Here is a 17,350-nt window from a genome sequence, read left to right on the forward strand (position 1 = left end):
CGGTCACTCCGCATCGACGACCAGCTCCCTGAGACAGTCTCGTGCGGCGTCGGTGTCGACGGCCTCGCTTTCCAGCAGGAGACACAGCTCCGCGGGCGACACCTCGTTTCCCGCCTTCAACTCCGCCACGATCGACGCGATCGGCGCGCGGGTCGCGTCGATCGAAATCGCGACGTCCTCGATGAGGATCTCGTCGCGCTTCCCGGCCGCGTCCACGGCCTCCCGCAGGAGCCGTTCCGCAGTCGACTCGGTTCCGTGCGAGCACTCTTCGAGCATCGTCTCCGTGATCCCCGCGTTGTACAGGATGAAAGCGAGCCCGTCACGGAGTCCCGCTTCGAACTCATCGTCCGACTCATCGTCCTCGAGACACTCGAAGAGCTTCTCCCGTTCGGCGTCCTCGAGGTGCTCGAAGAGGATCGTGAAATCGAGAATCGTGTTGTGGACCCGCTTGCGGATATCGCGCCGGCGCTGGTAGCGTTGCTGTTTGGCGTGCTCACCTTCGTAGGACTTCTCTCCGGTGAGCCACCGACGATCCTCGGTCGTCAACATCGCGTTCTTTCGGTCCGTCATGGTTGCGTCGTGTTCGTTCGGCCACGGTCCTCCGGCATCGGTACTATATTCATCACATCCTATAAATAGGAATATATTTACCCAACCATCGTGACGTTATCCCATGCGTCGAGATGACGCCCCGATCGGTATGAAGATTGTGCTATTCACGAACGTGAGGCGACCGACCGCCGGCGATCGATCGACCGTCGGGAGCGATGGCTGACACGACGTCCGACGCGGCGAAAACGGAGTATCGCGGCCGTGCCACCCCCGCCAAACTCCTTGAGATCGCCAGGTACTTTCTCTTTATCGGCATCGTCGGCTTCGGCGGCCCGATGGTCCACATCGCAATGATGGAGGACGACCTCGTCGGCGAGGACGACACGGAGTGGACCGACCAGTCGGTGTTCATGGAGGGGCTCGCGATCTGTAATATGCTCCCGGGTCCGGCCTCGACCCAGCTGGGGATCTTCATGGGGTGGATCTACGCCGGAACCAAGGGGGCACTCGTCGCCGGCTTCTGTTTCATGCTGCCGACGTTCGTCCTCGTCGTCTTCTTGTCGTGGCTCTACTTCGCCTACCAGCAGGTGCCCGCGGTCGAGGCGGTGTTCTACAGAGATACAGCGAGAGTGCCTCGGGGCTTGTCCCCGAGGTACTTCACGGTGGCGGGCTCGTACTGATCCGTTCATCGAGACCGTGGTCAGCGAGTTCGGCTGGATGACCGGGCGTGAGTTCGTCGATGTCCACGAGAGCATCGCGATCGGCCAGCTCTCTCCGGCCCGGTCGTGATGACGACGGCCTTCGTCGGCTACAAGCTCCTGCTTGACGTCTCGGGCGGAATCGTCGTCGTCACCGTGATCGGCGCGCTCGTGGCAACGATCGGCGCCTTCGGCCCCTCGTTTGCGTTCATCATCGGCTTCTTTCCCTACTTCGCGAAGGTCCGGAAGAACGCCCTCGTCCAGACTGCCCTGGTCGCCGTCAACGCCGCCGTGATCGGGGCGATTCTCGGCGCGACGGTCATCCTCGCCGAGGAGTCGTTCCTCGTCGAGCAGCCGACCGTCCCGGTTCCGGTCGCCGGAGCGGTCCTCGATCTGTTCGTCGTGTTGCTGGCGCTTGTCACCTACTGGCTGTTCGTTCGCGGCGTCCACGCCGCGTACCTCATCGCTGCCGGCGCGCGGTCGGCGTCGGGGCGTTCTTCTTCCTGTAGCACCCACCGCCCCGAGTACGATCGAAGAATCACGAGTGAGGTATAGCAAAATGTATTTACCCGGCTATCAAATGCGACTGCTAGATGAGCACGGAACGTGAATCCGTCGATCTCTTCGGACCGTTTCGGCAGTTCTTCTCGCTCCAGCGGGACGTCCTGGTGCTCTCGCTGGCGATGTTCGCGTTCAGTCTCGGGTTCCAGATGACAAACCGGTTCCTTCCGGATTATCTGGTCTACCTGGGCGCGGGCGGGTTCGTCGTCGGGCTGTTCGCCACGCTGGGCAACGTGATCGGCGCGGTCTACCCCTACTACGGCGGGGTCGTCTCCGACCGCGTCGGGTCGCGGTACGCCCTAACTGTCTTTGGCTTTCTCTCGACCTTTGGCTTCGCGATCTGGCTGGGATCTGCATATATCCCGGCGATCGACCTCGGCGTCATCGTCCTCGAGCCGTGGGTGTGGGTGTTCGTCGGCCTCCTGCTGGCCCAGTGCTGGAAATCGTTCGGCATCGGTGGTCACTACGCGATCGTCAAACAGGCAACCGAGCCCAGCCGACTGGCGCAGGGCTTTGCCAGCACGGAGACGTTTCGGCGGACGGCGTTCCTGATCGCCCCGCTGATCGTCGCCGTCCTCGTCGCCGACGAGCTAATGCCCGGCTTTCTCTGGGTGCTCGTGATCGCGATCGTCTTCGCCGTCCTCGGAACGATCGCCCAACACCTGCTGTACGACCCCGACGCCGACTCGGTCGGCAAGGAGTTCGAGGGCGTCGGCCAGATCGTTGACGATCTGCGGGCGCTCCCGGATCCGTTGCGGCCGCTGCTGGTCGCCGACACGTTCGTCCGGTTTGCCAACGGGATGGTCTACGCCTTCTTTATCCTCGTCGTTACCCAGCTGCTCGAGATCGGACTGACCACGACCCTTCCCGTCGTCGGTACGATCGATCTCTCGCCTGCGGCCTTCTTCGGCGTCCTCCTGGGTGTCGAGATGCTGGTCGCGTTGCTGACGATGGCTCCGGCAGCGAAGATCGCCGAGTACGTCGGGCTCAAACCGGTCGTCGGGCTCGGATTCTTCGTCTATGCGATCTTCCCGGTACTGCTGATCTTCGGCCCCCAGTACGTCGGTGGACTTGACGAAACGTGGCTCCTGATCGCGCTCTTTGCCTTCTCCGGGCTGCGATTTGCCGGCCTGCCCGCTCACAAGGCGCTCGTGGTCGGCCCCGCTGAGAAGGGGGCTGGCGGCCGCGTGACGGGATCGTACTACCTGATCCGCGGCGCGATCGTGATCCCCAGCGGCGCGCTTGGCGGGTTCCTCTGGCAGTTCGTCGATCCCGAACTCTCCTTTACGATCGCGACGATCATCGGCATGATCGGCGTCGTCTACTTCGCGATCTTCGGCCAGGAGTTCGAGGCTTACCGGTAGCCCGCCGTCCGCATCGTCGCCGACCGCGGGTGGGCGCTCTCGCTTCTCACCCCTCTACATGCAGCTCCGACCACGGTCGCACCTCGCCGTCGTGCTCGTCCGCGAACGCCGACGCCTCCTCTCGATCCGAGAACGGCAGGAACTCCTCACCCATCGCTCCCTCGACTCCGCTGTCGACGACGTATGACAGCTCCGTCGCGTCGGCAAACGCCGACGCCTCGGCGTGGGTAGAGATATATCGCGTCCCCTCCCGCTCTTCGAGGCGGTAGTCGACGCTCGAGTAGTCGGTCGCGAAGGCCGCACGGAGCTCGTCACCCCGAGCGCGGCGTTCCTCGTGGACGGCGACGAGTTCGCGGAGACTGTCGAATTTTGCGGGACCGTCGTCCTCGCTCGCGTAGAAGAGCTGTCCGGCGGGACCGTGGTGGTCCGCGATCACCATCCCGCAGGCGTCACACGTCGCTCCGTCGTCGAGGGTGATCGGCTCGACCGACTCGTCGACGGCCGTCCCGTCGTCCCCGAGACAGCCGGACAGGCCGATCGTCGCTGCCGTCGCGAGCGTTCCGGCGCCGACGAGAACGCGGCGTCGCGGACACGTCATAGCCGTCGCCTCCGTATCGCGAGTGCCGCGAGGACAGTCGGAACGACGATCCAGGCGACGAGCGCTCCCATGAGCACCCCCGTCGAGAGGCCGGACTCGGCCAGCACCGTGGCGAAACCGGCGTCGCCGGCTGCGCCCAGCGTCCCGAGGACGAGCGCACGGAAGATTCCCGTCGGGTTCGCGAGCAACATCGCCGAGACGGCGGTCCCCGAGAGGTCGAAGGCGGCGACGATCCCGAGCCCGAGCAGGTCGTGGACGAGGACGAACCACGCCCAGATCAGCAGGGCAATCCCGAGCGCGTGGGTCTTCTCCCGGGCGAGCGTCGAGACGAGGACGGCGATCGCGAGGAAGACGAGCCCGAGCCCGACGGCCGCCAGCAGGAACTGGACGTAGGCGTCGAACCCGCCGAGGCCGAACTCGAGCAGCAGAAAGCTCCCGGCGATCCCGAACCCGAGGATCGTCGCGCTCGCGAGGACGACCGCCCGCCCGAGCAGGGTTCCGACGACGATCCAGGCCCGCTCGACGGGGAGCGCGAACAGGGTCCGGAGCCAGCCGCTCTCCTCGCGGCCGACGACGGCGTCGTAGCCGAACGCGAGCGCGACCAGCGGGACGAGGTAGACGGCGAGGACGGCCAGGCTCGCGACGGTCCGTTCGAACCCCTCGGGGCTGGCGTCCGAGCCGCTGAACGTCGTCAGCCCGAGCGCGAACGCGGCGAAGACGACGGTGAGCGCGATCGCCCACCGTCCGCGGACCGCGAGCCGATACTCGGTTTCGGCGACGACCAGCAGCTGTCGGTACCAGTCGCCCGACTCGCTCGTTCGACCGAGCCCGGCGTCGGCTATCGTCCCGTAGCCGCCGTCGGCTCTCGGTCGCGGCTCGTCCTCGTCGCCTTCCGTCCGTCGCCGGGCCGCCTGTGGGTCCGTCATCGCGCGTTCACCTCCGCCGTCTCGGTCGGTTCGTCGACCGCTCCGCCGTCGTTCGTCCCGGTCGTCACACTGTCGCCCTCGCTCTCGTCCTCGCCAGCCGCGAGCGCCTCGTGAAACGCCGCCTCGAGTCCCGGCTCGCGGACTTCGAAGCGATCGATCAGGTCGGACTCGAGGGCTCCCGAGAGCGCGAGGGCGTCCTCGCGCTCGCAGACGACCGCGATCTCTCCGCCGGAGTTGGTCACCTCGCCGTACTCTCCGGCGGTCTCGAGGACCCGCGTCCGATCCCGTTCGCTCGCGGGCCGGACGGTGACGGTGACGCCGTCGCCCGCCGCCCGCAGCTCGTCGACGGCGCCGACAGCGCGGAGCTCGCCGTCCTCGAGGACGGCGACCGCGTCGCAGAGCCGTTCGACCTCGCTCAGGACGTGCGATGAGAGCACGACGGTTGCGTCGGTCTCGCGGTCGAGTCGCTCGATGATCTCGTGGAAGGTGGCGACGCCGCGGGGATCGAGTCCCGCCGTCGGCTCGTCGAGGACGAGCACGGGCGGTTCGGCGAGCAGCGCCGACGCGAGCCCGAGGCGCCGTCCCATCCCGTTAGAGTAGCCCTCGACGGCCCGGTCGGCCGCGTCGGTCAGCCCGACGATTTCGAGAGTGTCGTCGATACGTTCCTTGCGAACGCCGAGCCCGCGGATGCGGGCGTGGACCGAGAGCACCTCGCGCCCGGTCATCGATGGTGGGAACCCGGCGTGCTCGGGCAGAAAGGCGACCCGCTCGCGGACGCGGTGGCCCGCCCGTTCGACGTCGATCCCGCCGACTTCGATCCGCCCGGCGTCCGGGCTGTCGTGCCCGACCAGCAGCTCGAAGAGGGTCGTCTTTCCCGCGCCGTTCGTCCCGAGGACGCCGAACGTCGATCCGGACGGGATCTCGAAGGATGGCCCGTCCAGGGCGACGACGTCGCCGTAGCGTTTGTGTAGGTCAGTGATCGTGATCTGCATAGTCGTCCCTCCGGTCGTCGTGTGGCGGTTCGGCGAGCGGTCGGTGGTCGACCACGCCGGGCGATTTGATGACGGGGAACGAGCTCTCGGCCATCCGGACCGCGTCGAACGCCGGGCTCTCGGCGAAGACGGCGGCCTGGGGCTGCTCGCGGACGAGCGTCTCGACGCTGCCCGCGGGCTGGTGGCGGGTTTCGCTGAGTCCGTCGCCGTCGAGGTCGACGGCCCGGGCGTCGGACCAGTAGTTGCCCCGGTCGGAGTCGTTCCAGGCGATCTGTGCGGTCGTCGGCGCGTACGCCGACTGGCCGTTCGCGACGAAGCTGTTGCCGACGACCAGTTCGTCGGAGCTGCCCGCGGTGAACTGGACGCCGACCTCGTTCTCGAGGACGAGGTTGTCGACGATCTCGTTGCCGTGGGCGTTGTAGACGTAGAACCCGTTGCGGTTGGCGACGACGGCGTTGTCCCGCAGCTCGGTACGGTCGACGTCCTTGACGAGGATGCCCTGGCCGCTCGGGCCGTCGTTGTTCGCCGCGACGTTGTCGACGATCGTCAGGTTCGCCGAGACCATGATCGCGAAGCCGACGTCGTTGTCGAAGGCGACGTTGCTCTCGAGGCGGTTGTCGTCGGAGTACATGTAGTGGACGCCGTAGCGCAGCTCCCACATCGTGTTCTGGGCGGCCTCGACGCCGTCGGACCACGAGAAGTAGATCCCGTCACGGACGGTCGTGATCTCGTTGGCCCGCAGCTCGGCGCCGTCGGCACGGTCGAGGTGGATCCCGTTACCCCGCTCGGACTCGGGGACGTCCTCGCGGCCGACGATCGTCGCCTCCTCGACGGTGACGTCCTCGGCTTCGCCGATCCAGACGCCGTAGGTCACATCGGTGAGTCGAACGTCAGTGAGCACCGACTCGGAGCCGTTGACGAGGACGCCGGCGTCCTCGTTTCCGCGGTCGTAGCCCGAGCCGCGGATCCACAGCTCCTCGAGGGTCACGTTCTCGGCCGCGACGTGTACGACGGTGTCCTCGTCGCCGCCGTCGATCAGCGCGCCCTCGCCCGCGGCCGCGAGCGTGATGTCGGGCGTCTCGATCGTCACGCGCTCCTCGAAGGCACCCTCGAGGACGACGGTGTCGCCGGGCTCAGCGGCGTCGACGGCGTCCCCGACGGAATCGAACTCCCGATCGTCGACGGTCGCGACGCCCGGCTCGTCGGGGGGTGTCTCCTCGCGGACGTCCGCGGCGTCGACGTCGGGCGTCCAGCGCTCGGCGACGTCCTCGCGATCGTCGGCGTCGTCGGTCGCGGCGACGGCGGCTGCTGCAAGCGAGACGACGAGCATCGCCGCGGCGGCGACGGCGAACCAGCGCTCGCGGTCAGTCATCGCGGCTCACCTCGGCATCGGGATCGGGATCGATGTCGCCCGCGGCGGTCGGCCGTGGCTCGTCGTTTCGGTCGCGTCGGTTCCGAATCCACGTTCGAGCCCGCTCGAGACGGGTCACGACGAGCGTCGGTGCGTCGCCGACGGTCGCCGCCGAGTCCCGGAACGCGTAGGCCGCGACCAGCAACGCGATCGCGACCAGCGCGAGGTAGCCGCCGGGACCGAACCAGGCGAGCCCGCTGATGTTGGCGATCTCGTAGGAGCCGAGCAGCGGCGGCGTGAATCCGTCGATGCCGCGCATCGGCGCGTTGGGATCGAGCGCGTGGCCAGCCTGGTAGAGTCGGTACTGGATCAGCGCGAACATCGTAACGAACACCGCTATCGTTCCGGCGAGCTGGGCGGTCAGGCCGAGCTTCAGCTTCCGGACCGTCGGCGCGAGCGCAACGAACACACCCGCTGCAGCGACGGCGACGAACGCGAGCGGCCCGATCGACCACTCGGGGACCGCGATCGCGTTCGGGTGGACGTCGTAGTTGGGGTCGAGATACACCGGATCGGGGTAGTAGAACCCGACGTAGTGGTTGAGCGCCTGCGTTTCCGCGACGTCGCCCTCGAGACGGGGGTACGCGTACAGCTCGACGAACAGCCCGTCAGGGTACTGGGGGGCCTCGAGCGTGATCCGCCACATCGGTACGGCGATCGCGACGAGTAACAGCGCCGCCGCTGCGAGCGGGAGCGCGCGACGGAGTTCGGATAGTTTGTTGATCTTTGACATGGCGGATAGATGGGGGTGTGGTCAGTCGGCCGGTTCGACCAGCAGCCGCGAGCGCATCTCGAGGTGGAGTGCGCTACAGAAGTACGCACAGTAGATCCAGTAGACGCCGGGCTCGTCGGCCGTGAACGTCACCTCGCGGGTCTCCTGTGGTGCCAGCTTCACGTTGACGTCGTGCTGTGGAATCGCGACCGAGTGGATGATGTCTTCCTCCTGCTCGATGTTGGTCGATCTGATGGTGACCTCGTCGCCCTCCTGGACGGTGATATCGTCGAAGCCGAAGTGGTTGCGCTGGTTGTACATCTCGATGTGGACCTGGTCCCCGTCGCGCTCGATGAAGTTCTCCTCGTCGTCGGGCGAGATGAAATCCAGCTCGAGGTCGTCGGGATCGTACACGCTGGCGGGATCGAGGCGGTCGGCCCGGACGATCGAGGCGTCGTGGGGCTCGGGGTAGGCTGGCGTGTCCTTGACGAGCTCCATCCCGGCGTCGTCGTCGCCGATGTAGAACAGCTGGTCGTTCTCGGGAAACACGGGCCCCACGGGGAGGAACCGATCCTTCGAGAGCTTGTTCAGCACGATCAGCCAGTCACCCTGCGGGTCGCCGGTGTAGGACTCGGCGGCGATCAGGTGACCCGGACTGTAGTGAACGTCGTGTTTCTCGATCACCGGGTCCTCCGACCCCATCTCGGCGTCGACGGCGGCCTCGATGTCCCACTTGACGACCTGGGAGTCGACGAACAGCGTCGTGTAGGCGTGGCCGCGGCCGTCGTAGGCCGTATGAAGCGGGCCGTTCCCGACGTTGACCCGGCCGACAACGGCGTCGTTGGGATCGTCGACTTCGTTCAGCCGATCGATCTCGATGACCGTACACGTGGGATCGAGCTTCCCGGAGGCGATCGCGTACCGTCCGTCCGGCGTGACGCTTACCCCGTGGGGGTTCGTCGGGACGTCGACGTACCGCACCAGGGGTTCGTCCCCGTCGTTGAGCGGGCTGTCCTCGGTCCCGTCGACCACCGGGACGCCGTTGATCTCCTCGTACTCGCCGGCGTCGACGGCGTCCTCGATGCGGGGGATGTTAAAGGCGACCACGTAGTCGGTGTCGGCCGCCGTCATCTCCTGTTCGGTGACGCCCTCCTCGCTGTTGTAGCTGGTCGTGAAGAACCACTCGCCCTCCTTGCCGGAGTCGCCGTTGTCGAGGTTGCAGTCGACCATCACGTCCCACTCGTGGTCGAACGGGTCCGCCGACATCGCCGAGAGCGTCGACCCGTACTCGCTCGGATCGTCGAGGTCCCGCCCGTCGTTCGGAATCGGGACGCGGAGTTCGCCGACGCCGAAGACGAGTCGCGTATCGGGCATCAGCGCGCAGGCGCCGTGGGTTCCCTGGTGGTTCGGCAGGTCGATGATCGCGTCCGTCTCGAAGTACTCGAGATCGATCCGGGCCATCCGGCCGTTGGCCTTGTCGTTGACGAACAGCCACTCGCCGTCGTAGGTGTTGTCGGTCTGACTGACTCGGGGGTGGTGGGTATCACCCCACGTGTAGCCACCCGAGTTCTGGAGCATCTCGTGGGTTTCGTCGTCGAACCCGTAGCCGCGCGCGCTCTCGACGTTGAACACCGGGATGCGCATGAGCTGGCGCATCGAGGGAACGCCGTAGACGCGAATGTCGCCGGAGTGGCCGCCCGAGAGGAACGCGTAGTAGTCGTCGTGTTCGCCGGGCGGGACCTCCGTGTCGACGTCGGCTGCCGAAGTCTGGTCGTCGCCGCTAAGCAGTCCCGTACAGCCCGCGAGCGACCCCATCATCCCGGTCGCGGCGCCCGCGACCATGAAGTCCCGCCGCGGAATCCGCGCGAAGAGGGGATCGCGTTCGTCCCCCGCTGTCGTGTCGGTCGATCGCTCGTCGCTGGTCGGTTCGGTCGCGTGTTGGTTCGTCATTGGCTTGGGTCGTGTCGCGTCGGCGTGTGGTTACTGCACCTGTACAGGTCACACTTGGATCGGGACGACGTTATGGCTGCTTCAGATTCCCGTTCAACGGTAATACGCGGGAACAGGTTCGGCCGAAACGACACGTATCGAGCCGGCGTAGCTCTCCGGAGCAAACAGACCGAGTGCGGAACTGTCGATCGACGGACTCCCCCGAAGGAGGCGAGCGCTCGCCGACCGTGTCGACCCACCGCTGCGACCGCTCGGACCGCTAGCGCATCCTCAACACCACTCCTCGTACTGGTGGACGCGCGCCGGGTTCAGCGGCTCCGGCTCCCGGTCCGTCCCGTCGTACGCCTCGCGGTGGCGCTCGTATGGGATCCCGACGTCGCCGTCGGGATCGAACTCTCGGGGCATGAGCGCCTTCGCTCGCCGTCGATTCCAGTCCGCCAGTCGCTCGAGCGTCTCTGGACGATCGATCGCGGTCGTCTCGAGCGCGTCGCTCGCCCGCTTCCAGGCGCGCCGTCCGTTTTCGGTGCGAACGATCGCCGTGGTCGTTCCGGGATCGGTGCCGACGTTACCGACGCTGAGGTCGGCCGCGGCGCCGACGAAATCCGCACATTCGTCACAGCCGCGCAGCCCCGCCGCGTCGAACGCGTCGACGTCGGCCTCGAGGACGCTCTCGCCGTCGGCGTCGAACGCGGAGAGGACGCCCTCGGAGATGTCCAGGCGCTCGATCTCGTTCGGGTCGAGGTCGTACCCCTCGAGACTCGAGCGCAGCCGATCGTACTCGAAGCTGCGGGTACACAGCAGGGCGACCGTCAGCGAGATCGGATCGGCGGGCGCGTGGTCGTACCGATCGAGTGCGGTGGCGCCCTGGATCATACACGGCGTCCCGACGAGCGCGAGCTCTGCCGTCTCTGGGTCGAGCTCGCTCGCCGCGAGCAGGTCATCGAGCTCGCCCAGTCCCATCGTCTGGTTGTAGCTGCTGCCCGCGGCCGCGAGCAGTTCCTCGCGGGAAGTCGCCAGGAACGGAACGCCCCGAAGGGGCTCGTCCTTGCTCTCGCGAGCGACCACCGCTCCGTCGAGCTCGTCCCGTTCGATCAGCTCGGCGAGCAGCGCCGTCACGACGCCCCCGTCCTGGCCGACGGCTGCCGCCTCGCCCGTCGCGCTGGCGGCGTACGTCTCCGGGGTCTCGAGCGCGCGTTCGTCCTCGAGCAGCCCGAGGACGCGCTCGTACCGGAGCCCGCTGCGGGGACAGAAGTCCCAACAGCGCGAGCAGCCGGTACACATCCGGACGAGCGTGGGACGGCGCTCCTCTTCGTCGATCCCGATCGAATCGGAGGGACAGGCCGCAACGCAGGAGGCACACTGCACGCAGCGGTCGGCCTCGATGACGGCCTCGTCGAGGTCTCGGAACCAGATCTTCCCCGGGGGTTCCGCGACGTCGTCGTTCAGTTCGCGGGGGTCGCCGCCGACGCCCTTGGGGTCGGGGACGGACGGGCGGTTGTCGGCCGCCATCTAGCTCACCTCCGTGCCGGCAGCAGGTGGTTTCGGCTCCGGCCGCTCGGCCAGTATCGTCCGCAGCTCGGCATCGGATTTGCGACGGCTCCACTCGGCGAACGACTCGTCCGCGCCGCTGTCGTCGTCGTAGGCCAGCACCGTCGCTCTGATCACGCTTGGGACGTCCTCGATCGGAACCTTTCCGACCAGCCAGTCGATGAACTCGTCGTCGGCGAGGTCGCCGCCGAGGCCGAGATCGGCCGCGCGGCCGGAGTCGAAGTCGTCGCGGTACACCTCGCCGCGCAGCCCCACGTCGCCGAGCTGGGGCTGGGCGCAGGAGGCCGAGCAGCCGGACATGTGGACGCGGATCCGCTCGTGCTCGTCCGCAATGCCGACCGCTTCGGCCCACTCGTCTAACTCGCGGGCCCACCTGATCGCCCGGTTTTTCGTCTCGATGATTCCGTAGGTACAGAACTCCCGGCCCGTGCAGGTGACGATTCCCCGGGTGAACGGGCCCGGATCTGGACCGTAGCGGTCGACGACCGCGCTGTCGAGGAAGGTCTCGAGGACGTCGTCCTCGAGGTGGGGAACGAGGACGTTCTGGTTCGGCGTGAGCCGGAGCTCGCCCTCGCTGAGCTCCGCCGCGAGTCCCGCGAGCTCGCGGAACTCGTTGCCGCCCATCCGTCCCGTGGGGACGTTCAGTCCGACGGAAGAACGGCCGTCGCTCTGGTCGTGGATCCCGACGTGGTCGTTGCGGTAGTCGGTCGTCAGCGACTCTCCCGCGGGTTCGAACTCGAAGTCGGCGTGGGACGCGAGCTCGTCGCGGAACCGCTCGACGCCCCACTCCTCGACGAGGAACCGCAGGCGGTTGACCGCGGTGTCGAGGTAGCTGCCGTGGTCCATGTAGAGGTCGGCCATCGCCTCGACGAGTTCGACGACCCGATCGGGCTCGACGAAGAGGTCGAGCTCCGAGGCGACCCGTGGCCCGTCGGAGAGTCCGCCACCGACCCGAACCGCGAACCCGTCGCGCCCGTCCTTGACCGCGGGTGTGAGCGCGAGGTCCTGGATCTGTGCGCGGGCGCAGTTCTCGTGACAGCCCGCGATACTGATCTTGAACTTCCGGGGGAGGTTGGCGTACTCGTGGTCGCCGAGGAACCGCTCGCAGATCCGCTCGACGATCGGTCGGACGTCGACGGTCTCGTTCGGGTCGATCCCCGCGGCTGGGCAGGCGACGACGTTGCGCACCGAGTTTCCGCAGGCCTGCATCGTCTCGAGACCGACGTCCTCGTACCGGGACCAGATCTCGTCGATGTCCTCGATCCGGATCCAGTGGAGCTGGATGTCCTGTCGGGTCGTGACGTCGAGGTAGCCGTCGCCGAAGACGGGGTTCTGGTCGACGCCGCCGTACGCCTCGGGCGCACGGGCGAACTCGTCGGCGACCTCGCCGATCGTCGCGGCCTGTTCGGCGGTGAGGACTCCGCCCGGGGCCCGCGTCCGGAGCATGAAGTAGCCCTCCTGTTTCTGGTGGTAGAGCCCGATCAGCTTCAGGCGATTGAGGACGTCCTCGCCCAGCTCCGCGACCATCGCGTCGAACCCGCCCGCGTCGGCGTAGGCCCGGACCTGGCGCTTGAGTTCGACGGGGTCCCACTCGGGGGCCTCGGCGCGCACCCAGTCGGTCAGGCTCCCCTCGTAGAACGCGACGTCCTCGTAGCCGAGGTCGCGGAGCACGACGTACGTGTGGCTCAGCCGCCGGGCCGTGTTACAGTAGAGGACGATCCGTTCATCGCGGCGGATCCCCTTCTTGGTGAGCAGCGCCTCGAGCTCATCGTTGGGTTTCAGCCGCCCGGTGTCGTCCTCGAGGAGGTCCTCCCACCCGAGCTGGACCGCACCCGGAACGTGAGACTGCGCGTACTCGGCGGCGCTTCGGGTGTCGACGACGACGGCGTCACCCTCGACGGCTGTCTCGACGTCCTCGCGGTCGACGAGCGGCGCGTCGGCCCGCAGCGTGGCGTCATACGCGGTCGGCTCGGGATCGGGGTCGGCCTCGCTCAGTTCGCCGTCCTCGTCGGTCCAGGCCTCGAGTCCGCCATCGAGCAGGTAGAGGCCGCCCTCGTGGCCGTAGACGGCGGCGGTAAGCAGGAACCGGGCCGCGTCGACGCCGTTCGCGTCGTCGACCGCGACGATCGGATCCTCGGAGGCGATCCCGGCCTCGCCCAGCGCCGTCCCGAAGGTCTCGGCGCCGGGCAGCTTTCCGACCGCGACGCTGCTCGGATCCCGAAACGTCTCGGTCGGTACGTTTACCGATCCCGGAACGTGGCCGAGGGTCGCGTAGTCACGCTGCGAGCGAACATCGACGACCGTTACCGACTCGCGGTGGGCCGCGAGCCAGGACGGGTCGACGACGGTCGGGGTGCTCACGGGCGACCACCCGTCTCGTGGTGGGGTGGCTGCCTCGGCGCGAGCGGTGGCGTCTCCGCGGACGCCGTCCGCCGTTCGGTTCGGTCTCCGCGCGGAACTGGATCGATCATGTCGTACCCAGGGATTGACGCGAGGGCCCCTTTCAGCTACGCGTACGGGTAACGGCTGCCGTCGCTCCGAAACGACGGCAGCCAGCCGTCGCAGACACTGACGACGACCCGTCCCGTCATACGAACCGATCTTATCTCTCGATTCGGATCCGATCTCCCGACAGCGACCTCGACGCGCCCGTTCTCTGCGGTAGGGGTTCGGTCGTCGGACCCGGCAGCGGTTTCCGGAACCTGGCTGACAGTTCGTTCGGCAGGGCTCTCCCGCTCGTGGCGCGTCGATCGACGCCTCACTGTTCCGTTTCTATACGTTGATCTCATGAACGAACGTCTACGTATACGTTCGCAAGTATGTCAGTTTCGAACTAGTAGCCGCTCAAGGGGAAACTATAGGTGGATTGTAGTCCCAGTTTCGATAGCAATCCATGGTTTCACCAGGGGAGTTCCGACTGATCGATGCGCTGCTCGAGGACGGCGCGTTCGAGCCCGACGTCGACGAGGACGGCTCGGTGAGCTACGACGCGGTCGCCCAGTTGCTCGACGACCCCGACGACGAGCCGTCGGCGGTCCTCGAGCAGTTTGCCACGCGTGGCGTCCTGAACGACGAGTTCGTCTCGAAGGTGTACGTCTGTCCCGACTGTGCGACCGAGGGACTGCAGTACACGACCGTCTGTCCGGCCTGTGGCGACCCACGGGCCGTCGAGACGGCGGTCATCGAACACGTCTGTGGCCACACCGGACCCGAGTCGGAGTTCGAATCCGAGGACGGCTATCGGTGTCCGGACTGTGAACAGGACCTCGAGTCGGTTGATATCGAGAAGAAACACCGGTACAGCTGCCGGGCGTGCCCGGAGTCGTTCGACGTACCCGACGACCGGCTCCGCTGCCGGGAGTGTGAATCGCTGTTCCCGCCCCTCGAGACGATCGAGCGAGTCCTGTACCGCTACAGCCTCACCGACGAGGGTGAGGCCTGGCTCGAGCACCAGCGGGCGGCCCGGGAGACCGCCGCAGCGGTCCTCGAAGAGCGTCGCTTCGAGACCGAGATCGACACCGTCGTCGACGAGGGGTCACGCCCAGTTCACGTCCTCGCCGAGGATCGGCTGATGGGTGATCGACGAATCGTCGCGATCTCCGAGACCCCGGAGGCCGAGACCGTCGACGCGTTCGCCGCGTTCGCGGAGTCGGTCGACGCTCACCCGGTCGTCGTTACGACCTCGGGGACCGTCCAGCGCGAGGTCGCCGAACGCGCGGAGCGATCGGAGCTGACGGTGCTCGCGTTCGACGAGAGCGGCGAGGGATCGCTCGTGCCGGAGTACGAGACGACCGACAGCGTCGGCGGCCACCGAACCGGACTGTTCCAGCGGCTCACCGCAGCCCTCGAGGTTCCGAGCCGGGGCAGCCGCCAGTAGCGCCGTCCTCGCGCGCTCTGGGATTCGAGAGCCGACGAACGCCAGATGTCGCGTCGGTGTCCGGGCACCGTCTCCGCGTTCGATCCGGAGCGACGGTGACGCGATCCTCTCCCGACCCAGTCCCGTCTCAACCCTGCCATAGCTCGTTGACATGATGGCTGTCGATCGACGGTCGGTCCCACACATCATCCTGCGGTTTCCTGTCAGATAGTGTCGTGAAAGAAACGGCACAGATTGATGATCGTGGCGCGCCTAGCGAGTAGTGACCCGGGGAGCGTCTGGAGGGGGCTGGTTCCCGCCGGCGGCGGGCCTCACGGTCCCTGGATTTCCAGCCGAATGACTACGAACACGAGAGACGGGGCTCACCCATCCATCGGCTCCGCACGCGAGGTCGCGCTGATCGACGAGCCGACGATCCGTCGGCTCGAGGACGGCGACCGGGAGCGCTCGGGCTGCCGGTTCGCGGCGGTCGCCCGCTCGCTCGAGGAGCGGTCGGTTCCGAACACGCGGTTCGATCTCCCGGTGACCCGCGTCGCCTACGTCGACGCGAGCGGCCGCTACGGAATCGAACGGGAGTACTTCGGCCACCGCGAAAACTGGCAGGGGGTTCCACGGACGGTCGTCGTCACGACGGATAGCGCACGTGTCGTCCGCGAACTCCCCGAGAAACACCGCGAGCGGTACCGACCGATTCTGGACAGTTACGAGCGCGTCCTCGAGGGTGAGGAATAACCGCGTCCCCCGGCACTGGATCGCACACCGGCTTCGGTCGCCGACGTTCACGACGATCTGACCGTCCCGATTTCCGGTAACAGGGTACTTTCCCCTCCCCGCTCCTGTATTCCGATATGCAAGGGCTGCGCTGGCTCCAGATGAGCGCTGACGAGATCGACGAGTTCCTCGGACAGGGTGGGATCGGCGTCGTCTCCTTTCCGTCAGGAGCGGAGAACCCACCGGTCTCGATACCGGTGTCGTACGGCTACAATCCGGACGAGCGGGCGTTTTACTACCGACTCTCCGTTCCGCAGGGGAGCCGAAAGGCGGATCTCATCGATCGATCCGTTTCGTTCGTCGTCCACCGGGAGACCGACGAGGGGTGGCGAAGCGTCGTCGCCGAGGGCCGGTTCGAGGAGATCGACGAAGCGCCGTTCGAGCCCGGTGACATTCACGGGATGTGGGCCGTCGAAATTCCGCTCGTCGAGATCTTCGAACGGCCCCCGAAGGAGGTGACGTTTCGCTTTTTCCGCCTCGAGCCCGAGACGCTGTCGGGACGCAAGGAGGTCCGAACGGAGTCCTGATACAGTCCGCTGGAAGTCAGTTCCGGAACGACCGGGCGTCGTCCCGCGGTCGCTCCGGGGACCTGTTCCAGCGAACCCTATGATTCGACTCGCTCACTCCAGCCGGGCGTCGACGATCCGCAGTCGCCCCCAGTCGCCGTTCCACTCCCGCTCGACCGTGAGCGCGATCGGACGTTCCATGTGGGGGCCGTCGGTGACGATCGTCTCGAACGCGCCGTCCTCGCCCAGGAGGTGGACGCCGTGCTCGCGGCCGAGCGCCTCCAGCTCGATCAGGGCGTTCCGATCGAGGCGTCGGCCGAGCCAGCGCTCGTCGAATCCGGGTGCGGATACCTCGACGATCACGATCTCGAGACCGCCGTCGATCATCTCCGTCGCGAGCGCCCGCGGCTCCGCCCGCCACAGCGGCGCGAGAAACGTACAGCCCAGTCCGTCACAGAGCGATCGCAGACGGTCGACCTGGAACTCGTTTCCGACGACGCCGGCGACGACACCGGCGAGCCCGCCGTCGAACTCGTCGTCGAGCCGTTCGAGCACCACTTCCAGCGACTCGAACTCCTCGGTACCGTCAGTTGCGGACGATCGCCCGGTCGCTCGCAGATCGGGCGGTTCGAGATCAGTTGCGGGAAGCCCTGCGTCGACTATCGGGATGCCGATGCTCCGCGCAGCCAGCCGTGTAACCGCCGTTGCGGGAGCGTGGTACGCGTGACTGCCCTCCGGGGGACGAACGATGACGAGCCGCCGAACGTCGCGACCTGCCTCTAGCGCCCGGTGTAGCGCCCACGAGGAGTCCTTGCCGCCGGAAAACAGCGCGATCCAGCCGCCCTCCGATGCGACCATGCGAGTTCCTTCGTCGCCGCCGAACA

At 67.1% G+C, this 17,350-nt stretch carries 14 protein-coding genes and 1 pseudogene; 5 read left to right on the plus strand and 10 right to left on the minus strand.

The window, feature by feature from the left end:
- Positions 1–3: 3 nt before the first annotated feature.
- The gene (locus tag NATOC_RS19900; protein ID WP_015323298.1) at positions 4–570 is read right to left on the minus strand and encodes a hypothetical protein; all 567 of its coding nucleotides are present in this window, start codon (positions 568–570) and stop codon (positions 4–6) included.
- Positions 571–767: 197 nt separating this feature from the next.
- Between NATOC_RS19900 and NATOC_RS23370 the strand changes: the two are divergent.
- Together NATOC_RS23370 and NATOC_RS19915 are read left to right on the plus strand one after the other, a co-directional pair.
- Positions 768–1,759: pseudogene (locus NATOC_RS23370) on the plus strand (chromate transporter).
- Positions 1,760–1,843: 84 nt separating this feature from the next.
- Positions 1,844–3,175: an MFS transporter gene (locus tag NATOC_RS19915; RefSeq protein ID WP_015323299.1), complete on the plus strand. Its 1,332-nt coding sequence runs from the start codon at positions 1,844–1,846 to the stop codon at positions 3,173–3,175.
- 46 nt (positions 3,176–3,221) lie between these two features.
- Here NATOC_RS19915 and NATOC_RS19920 read toward each other — a convergent pair whose 3' ends face one another.
- The 8 genes from NATOC_RS19920 to NATOC_RS19955 all read right to left on the minus strand — a co-directional run bounded on the left by NATOC_RS19920 (position 3,222) and on the right by NATOC_RS19955 (position 13,673).
- Positions 3,222–3,773, minus strand: a complete 552-nt coding sequence (locus NATOC_RS19920) for a nitrous oxide reductase accessory protein NosL (protein WP_015323300.1) — start codon at positions 3,771–3,773, stop codon at positions 3,222–3,224.
- The gene (locus NATOC_RS19925; protein ID WP_015323301.1) at positions 3,770–4,699 is read right to left on the minus strand and encodes an ABC transporter permease; all 930 of its coding nucleotides are present in this window, start codon (positions 4,697–4,699) and stop codon (positions 3,770–3,772) included. The genes NATOC_RS19920 and NATOC_RS19925 overlap by 4 nt, the downstream gene beginning before the upstream one ends.
- Positions 4,696–5,691: an ABC transporter ATP-binding protein gene (locus NATOC_RS19930; protein WP_015323302.1), complete on the minus strand. Its 996-nt coding sequence runs from the start codon at positions 5,689–5,691 to the stop codon at positions 4,696–4,698. Before NATOC_RS19930 ends, NATOC_RS19925 begins: the two co-directional genes overlap by 4 nt.
- Positions 5,672–7,063 (minus strand): nitrous oxide reductase family maturation protein NosD, encoded by a 1,392-nt coding sequence (gene nosD / locus NATOC_RS19935; protein WP_015323303.1) that lies wholly within the window; start codon positions 7,061–7,063, stop codon positions 5,672–5,674. Before nosD ends, NATOC_RS19930 begins: the two co-directional genes overlap by 20 nt.
- A complete protein-coding gene (locus NATOC_RS19940) occupies positions 7,056–7,835 on the minus strand; it encodes a hypothetical protein (protein WP_015323304.1) in 780 nt (259 codons plus the stop codon). The genes nosD and NATOC_RS19940 overlap by 8 nt, the downstream gene beginning before the upstream one ends.
- 21 nt (positions 7,836–7,856) lie before the next feature.
- Positions 7,857–9,764 carry a TAT-dependent nitrous-oxide reductase gene (gene nosZ / locus NATOC_RS19945; RefSeq protein WP_015323305.1) on the minus strand — a complete coding sequence of 636 codons (1,908 nt, stop codon included), beginning with the start codon at positions 9,762–9,764 and terminating at the stop codon, positions 7,857–7,859.
- A 270-nt stretch (positions 9,765–10,034) separates the two neighbouring features.
- Positions 10,035–11,273 carry a Coenzyme F420 hydrogenase/dehydrogenase, beta subunit C-terminal domain gene (locus NATOC_RS19950; RefSeq protein WP_015323306.1) on the minus strand — a complete coding sequence of 413 codons (1,239 nt, stop codon included), beginning with the start codon at positions 11,271–11,273 and terminating at the stop codon, positions 10,035–10,037.
- Positions 11,274–13,673 (minus strand): rhodanese-like domain-containing protein, encoded by a 2,400-nt coding sequence (locus tag NATOC_RS19955; protein WP_015323307.1) that lies wholly within the window; start codon positions 13,671–13,673, stop codon positions 11,274–11,276.
- A 532-nt stretch (positions 13,674–14,205) separates the two neighbouring features.
- On the opposite strand from NATOC_RS19955, the gene NATOC_RS19960 reads away from it, so the two are divergent.
- The 3 genes from NATOC_RS19960 to NATOC_RS19970 all read left to right on the plus strand — a co-directional run bounded on the left by NATOC_RS19960 (position 14,206) and on the right by NATOC_RS19970 (position 16,487).
- On the plus strand, positions 14,206–15,189 hold the full coding sequence (locus tag NATOC_RS19960; protein WP_015323308.1) for a TackOD1 domain-containing metal-binding protein: 984 nt from the start codon (positions 14,206–14,208) through the stop codon (positions 15,187–15,189).
- Between the two features lie 336 nt (positions 15,190–15,525).
- Positions 15,526–15,921, plus strand: coding sequence for a hypothetical protein (locus NATOC_RS19965; RefSeq protein ID WP_015323309.1), 396 nt, complete (start codon positions 15,526–15,528; stop codon positions 15,919–15,921).
- Positions 15,922–16,037: 116 nt separating this feature from the next.
- Entirely contained in the window at positions 16,038–16,487 is a 450-nt protein-coding gene (locus NATOC_RS19970; RefSeq protein ID WP_015323310.1) for a pyridoxamine 5'-phosphate oxidase family protein, read from the plus strand.
- A 93-nt stretch (positions 16,488–16,580) separates the two neighbouring features.
- Here the strand turns inward: NATOC_RS19970 and NATOC_RS19975 are convergent, their stop codons facing one another.
- Entirely contained in the window at positions 16,581–17,324 is a 744-nt protein-coding gene (locus NATOC_RS19975; RefSeq protein WP_015323311.1) for a Dph6-related ATP pyrophosphatase, read from the minus strand.
- Positions 17,325–17,350: the final 26 nt, after the last annotated feature.

Origin of the sequence: Natronococcus occultus SP4, assembly GCF_000328685.1 — an archaeon.
GTDB classification, from domain to species: domain Archaea; phylum Halobacteriota; class Halobacteria; order Halobacteriales; family Natrialbaceae; genus Natronococcus; species Natronococcus occultus.

Excerpts from the sequence above, each read along its gene's own strand:
- NATOC_RS19900 (WP_015323298.1), bottom strand. The coding sequence starts at position 570 with ATGACGGACCGAAAGAACGCGATGTTGACGACCGAGGATCGTCGGTGG.
- NATOC_RS19915 (WP_015323299.1), top strand. The coding sequence starts at position 1,844 with ATGAGCACGGAACGTGAATCCGTCGATCTCTTCGGACCGTTTCGGCAG.
- NATOC_RS19920 (WP_015323300.1), bottom strand. The coding sequence starts at position 3,773 with ATGACGTGTCCGCGACGCCGCGTTCTCGTCGGCGCCGGAACGCTCGCG.
- NATOC_RS19925 (WP_015323301.1), bottom strand. The coding sequence starts at position 4,699 with ATGACGGACCCACAGGCGGCCCGGCGACGGACGGAAGGCGACGAGGAC.
- NATOC_RS19930 (WP_015323302.1), bottom strand. The coding sequence starts at position 5,691 with ATGCAGATCACGATCACTGACCTACACAAACGCTACGGCGACGTCGTC.
- nosD (WP_015323303.1), bottom strand. The coding sequence starts at position 7,063 with ATGACTGACCGCGAGCGCTGGTTCGCCGTCGCCGCCGCGGCGATGCTC.
- NATOC_RS19940 (WP_015323304.1), bottom strand. The coding sequence starts at position 7,835 with ATGTCAAAGATCAACAAACTATCCGAACTCCGTCGCGCGCTCCCGCTC.
- nosZ (WP_015323305.1), bottom strand. The coding sequence starts at position 9,764 with ATGACGAACCAACACGCGACCGAACCGACCAGCGACGAGCGATCGACC.
- NATOC_RS19950 (WP_015323306.1), bottom strand. The coding sequence starts at position 11,273 with ATGGCGGCCGACAACCGCCCGTCCGTCCCCGACCCCAAGGGCGTCGGC.
- NATOC_RS19960 (WP_015323308.1), top strand. The coding sequence starts at position 14,206 with ATGGTTTCACCAGGGGAGTTCCGACTGATCGATGCGCTGCTCGAGGAC.
- NATOC_RS19965 (WP_015323309.1), top strand. The coding sequence starts at position 15,526 with ATGACTACGAACACGAGAGACGGGGCTCACCCATCCATCGGCTCCGCA.
- NATOC_RS19970 (WP_015323310.1), top strand. The coding sequence starts at position 16,038 with ATGCAAGGGCTGCGCTGGCTCCAGATGAGCGCTGACGAGATCGACGAG.
- NATOC_RS19975 (WP_015323311.1), bottom strand. The coding sequence starts at position 17,324 with ATGGTCGCATCGGAGGGCGGCTGGATCGCGCTGTTTTCCGGCGGCAAG.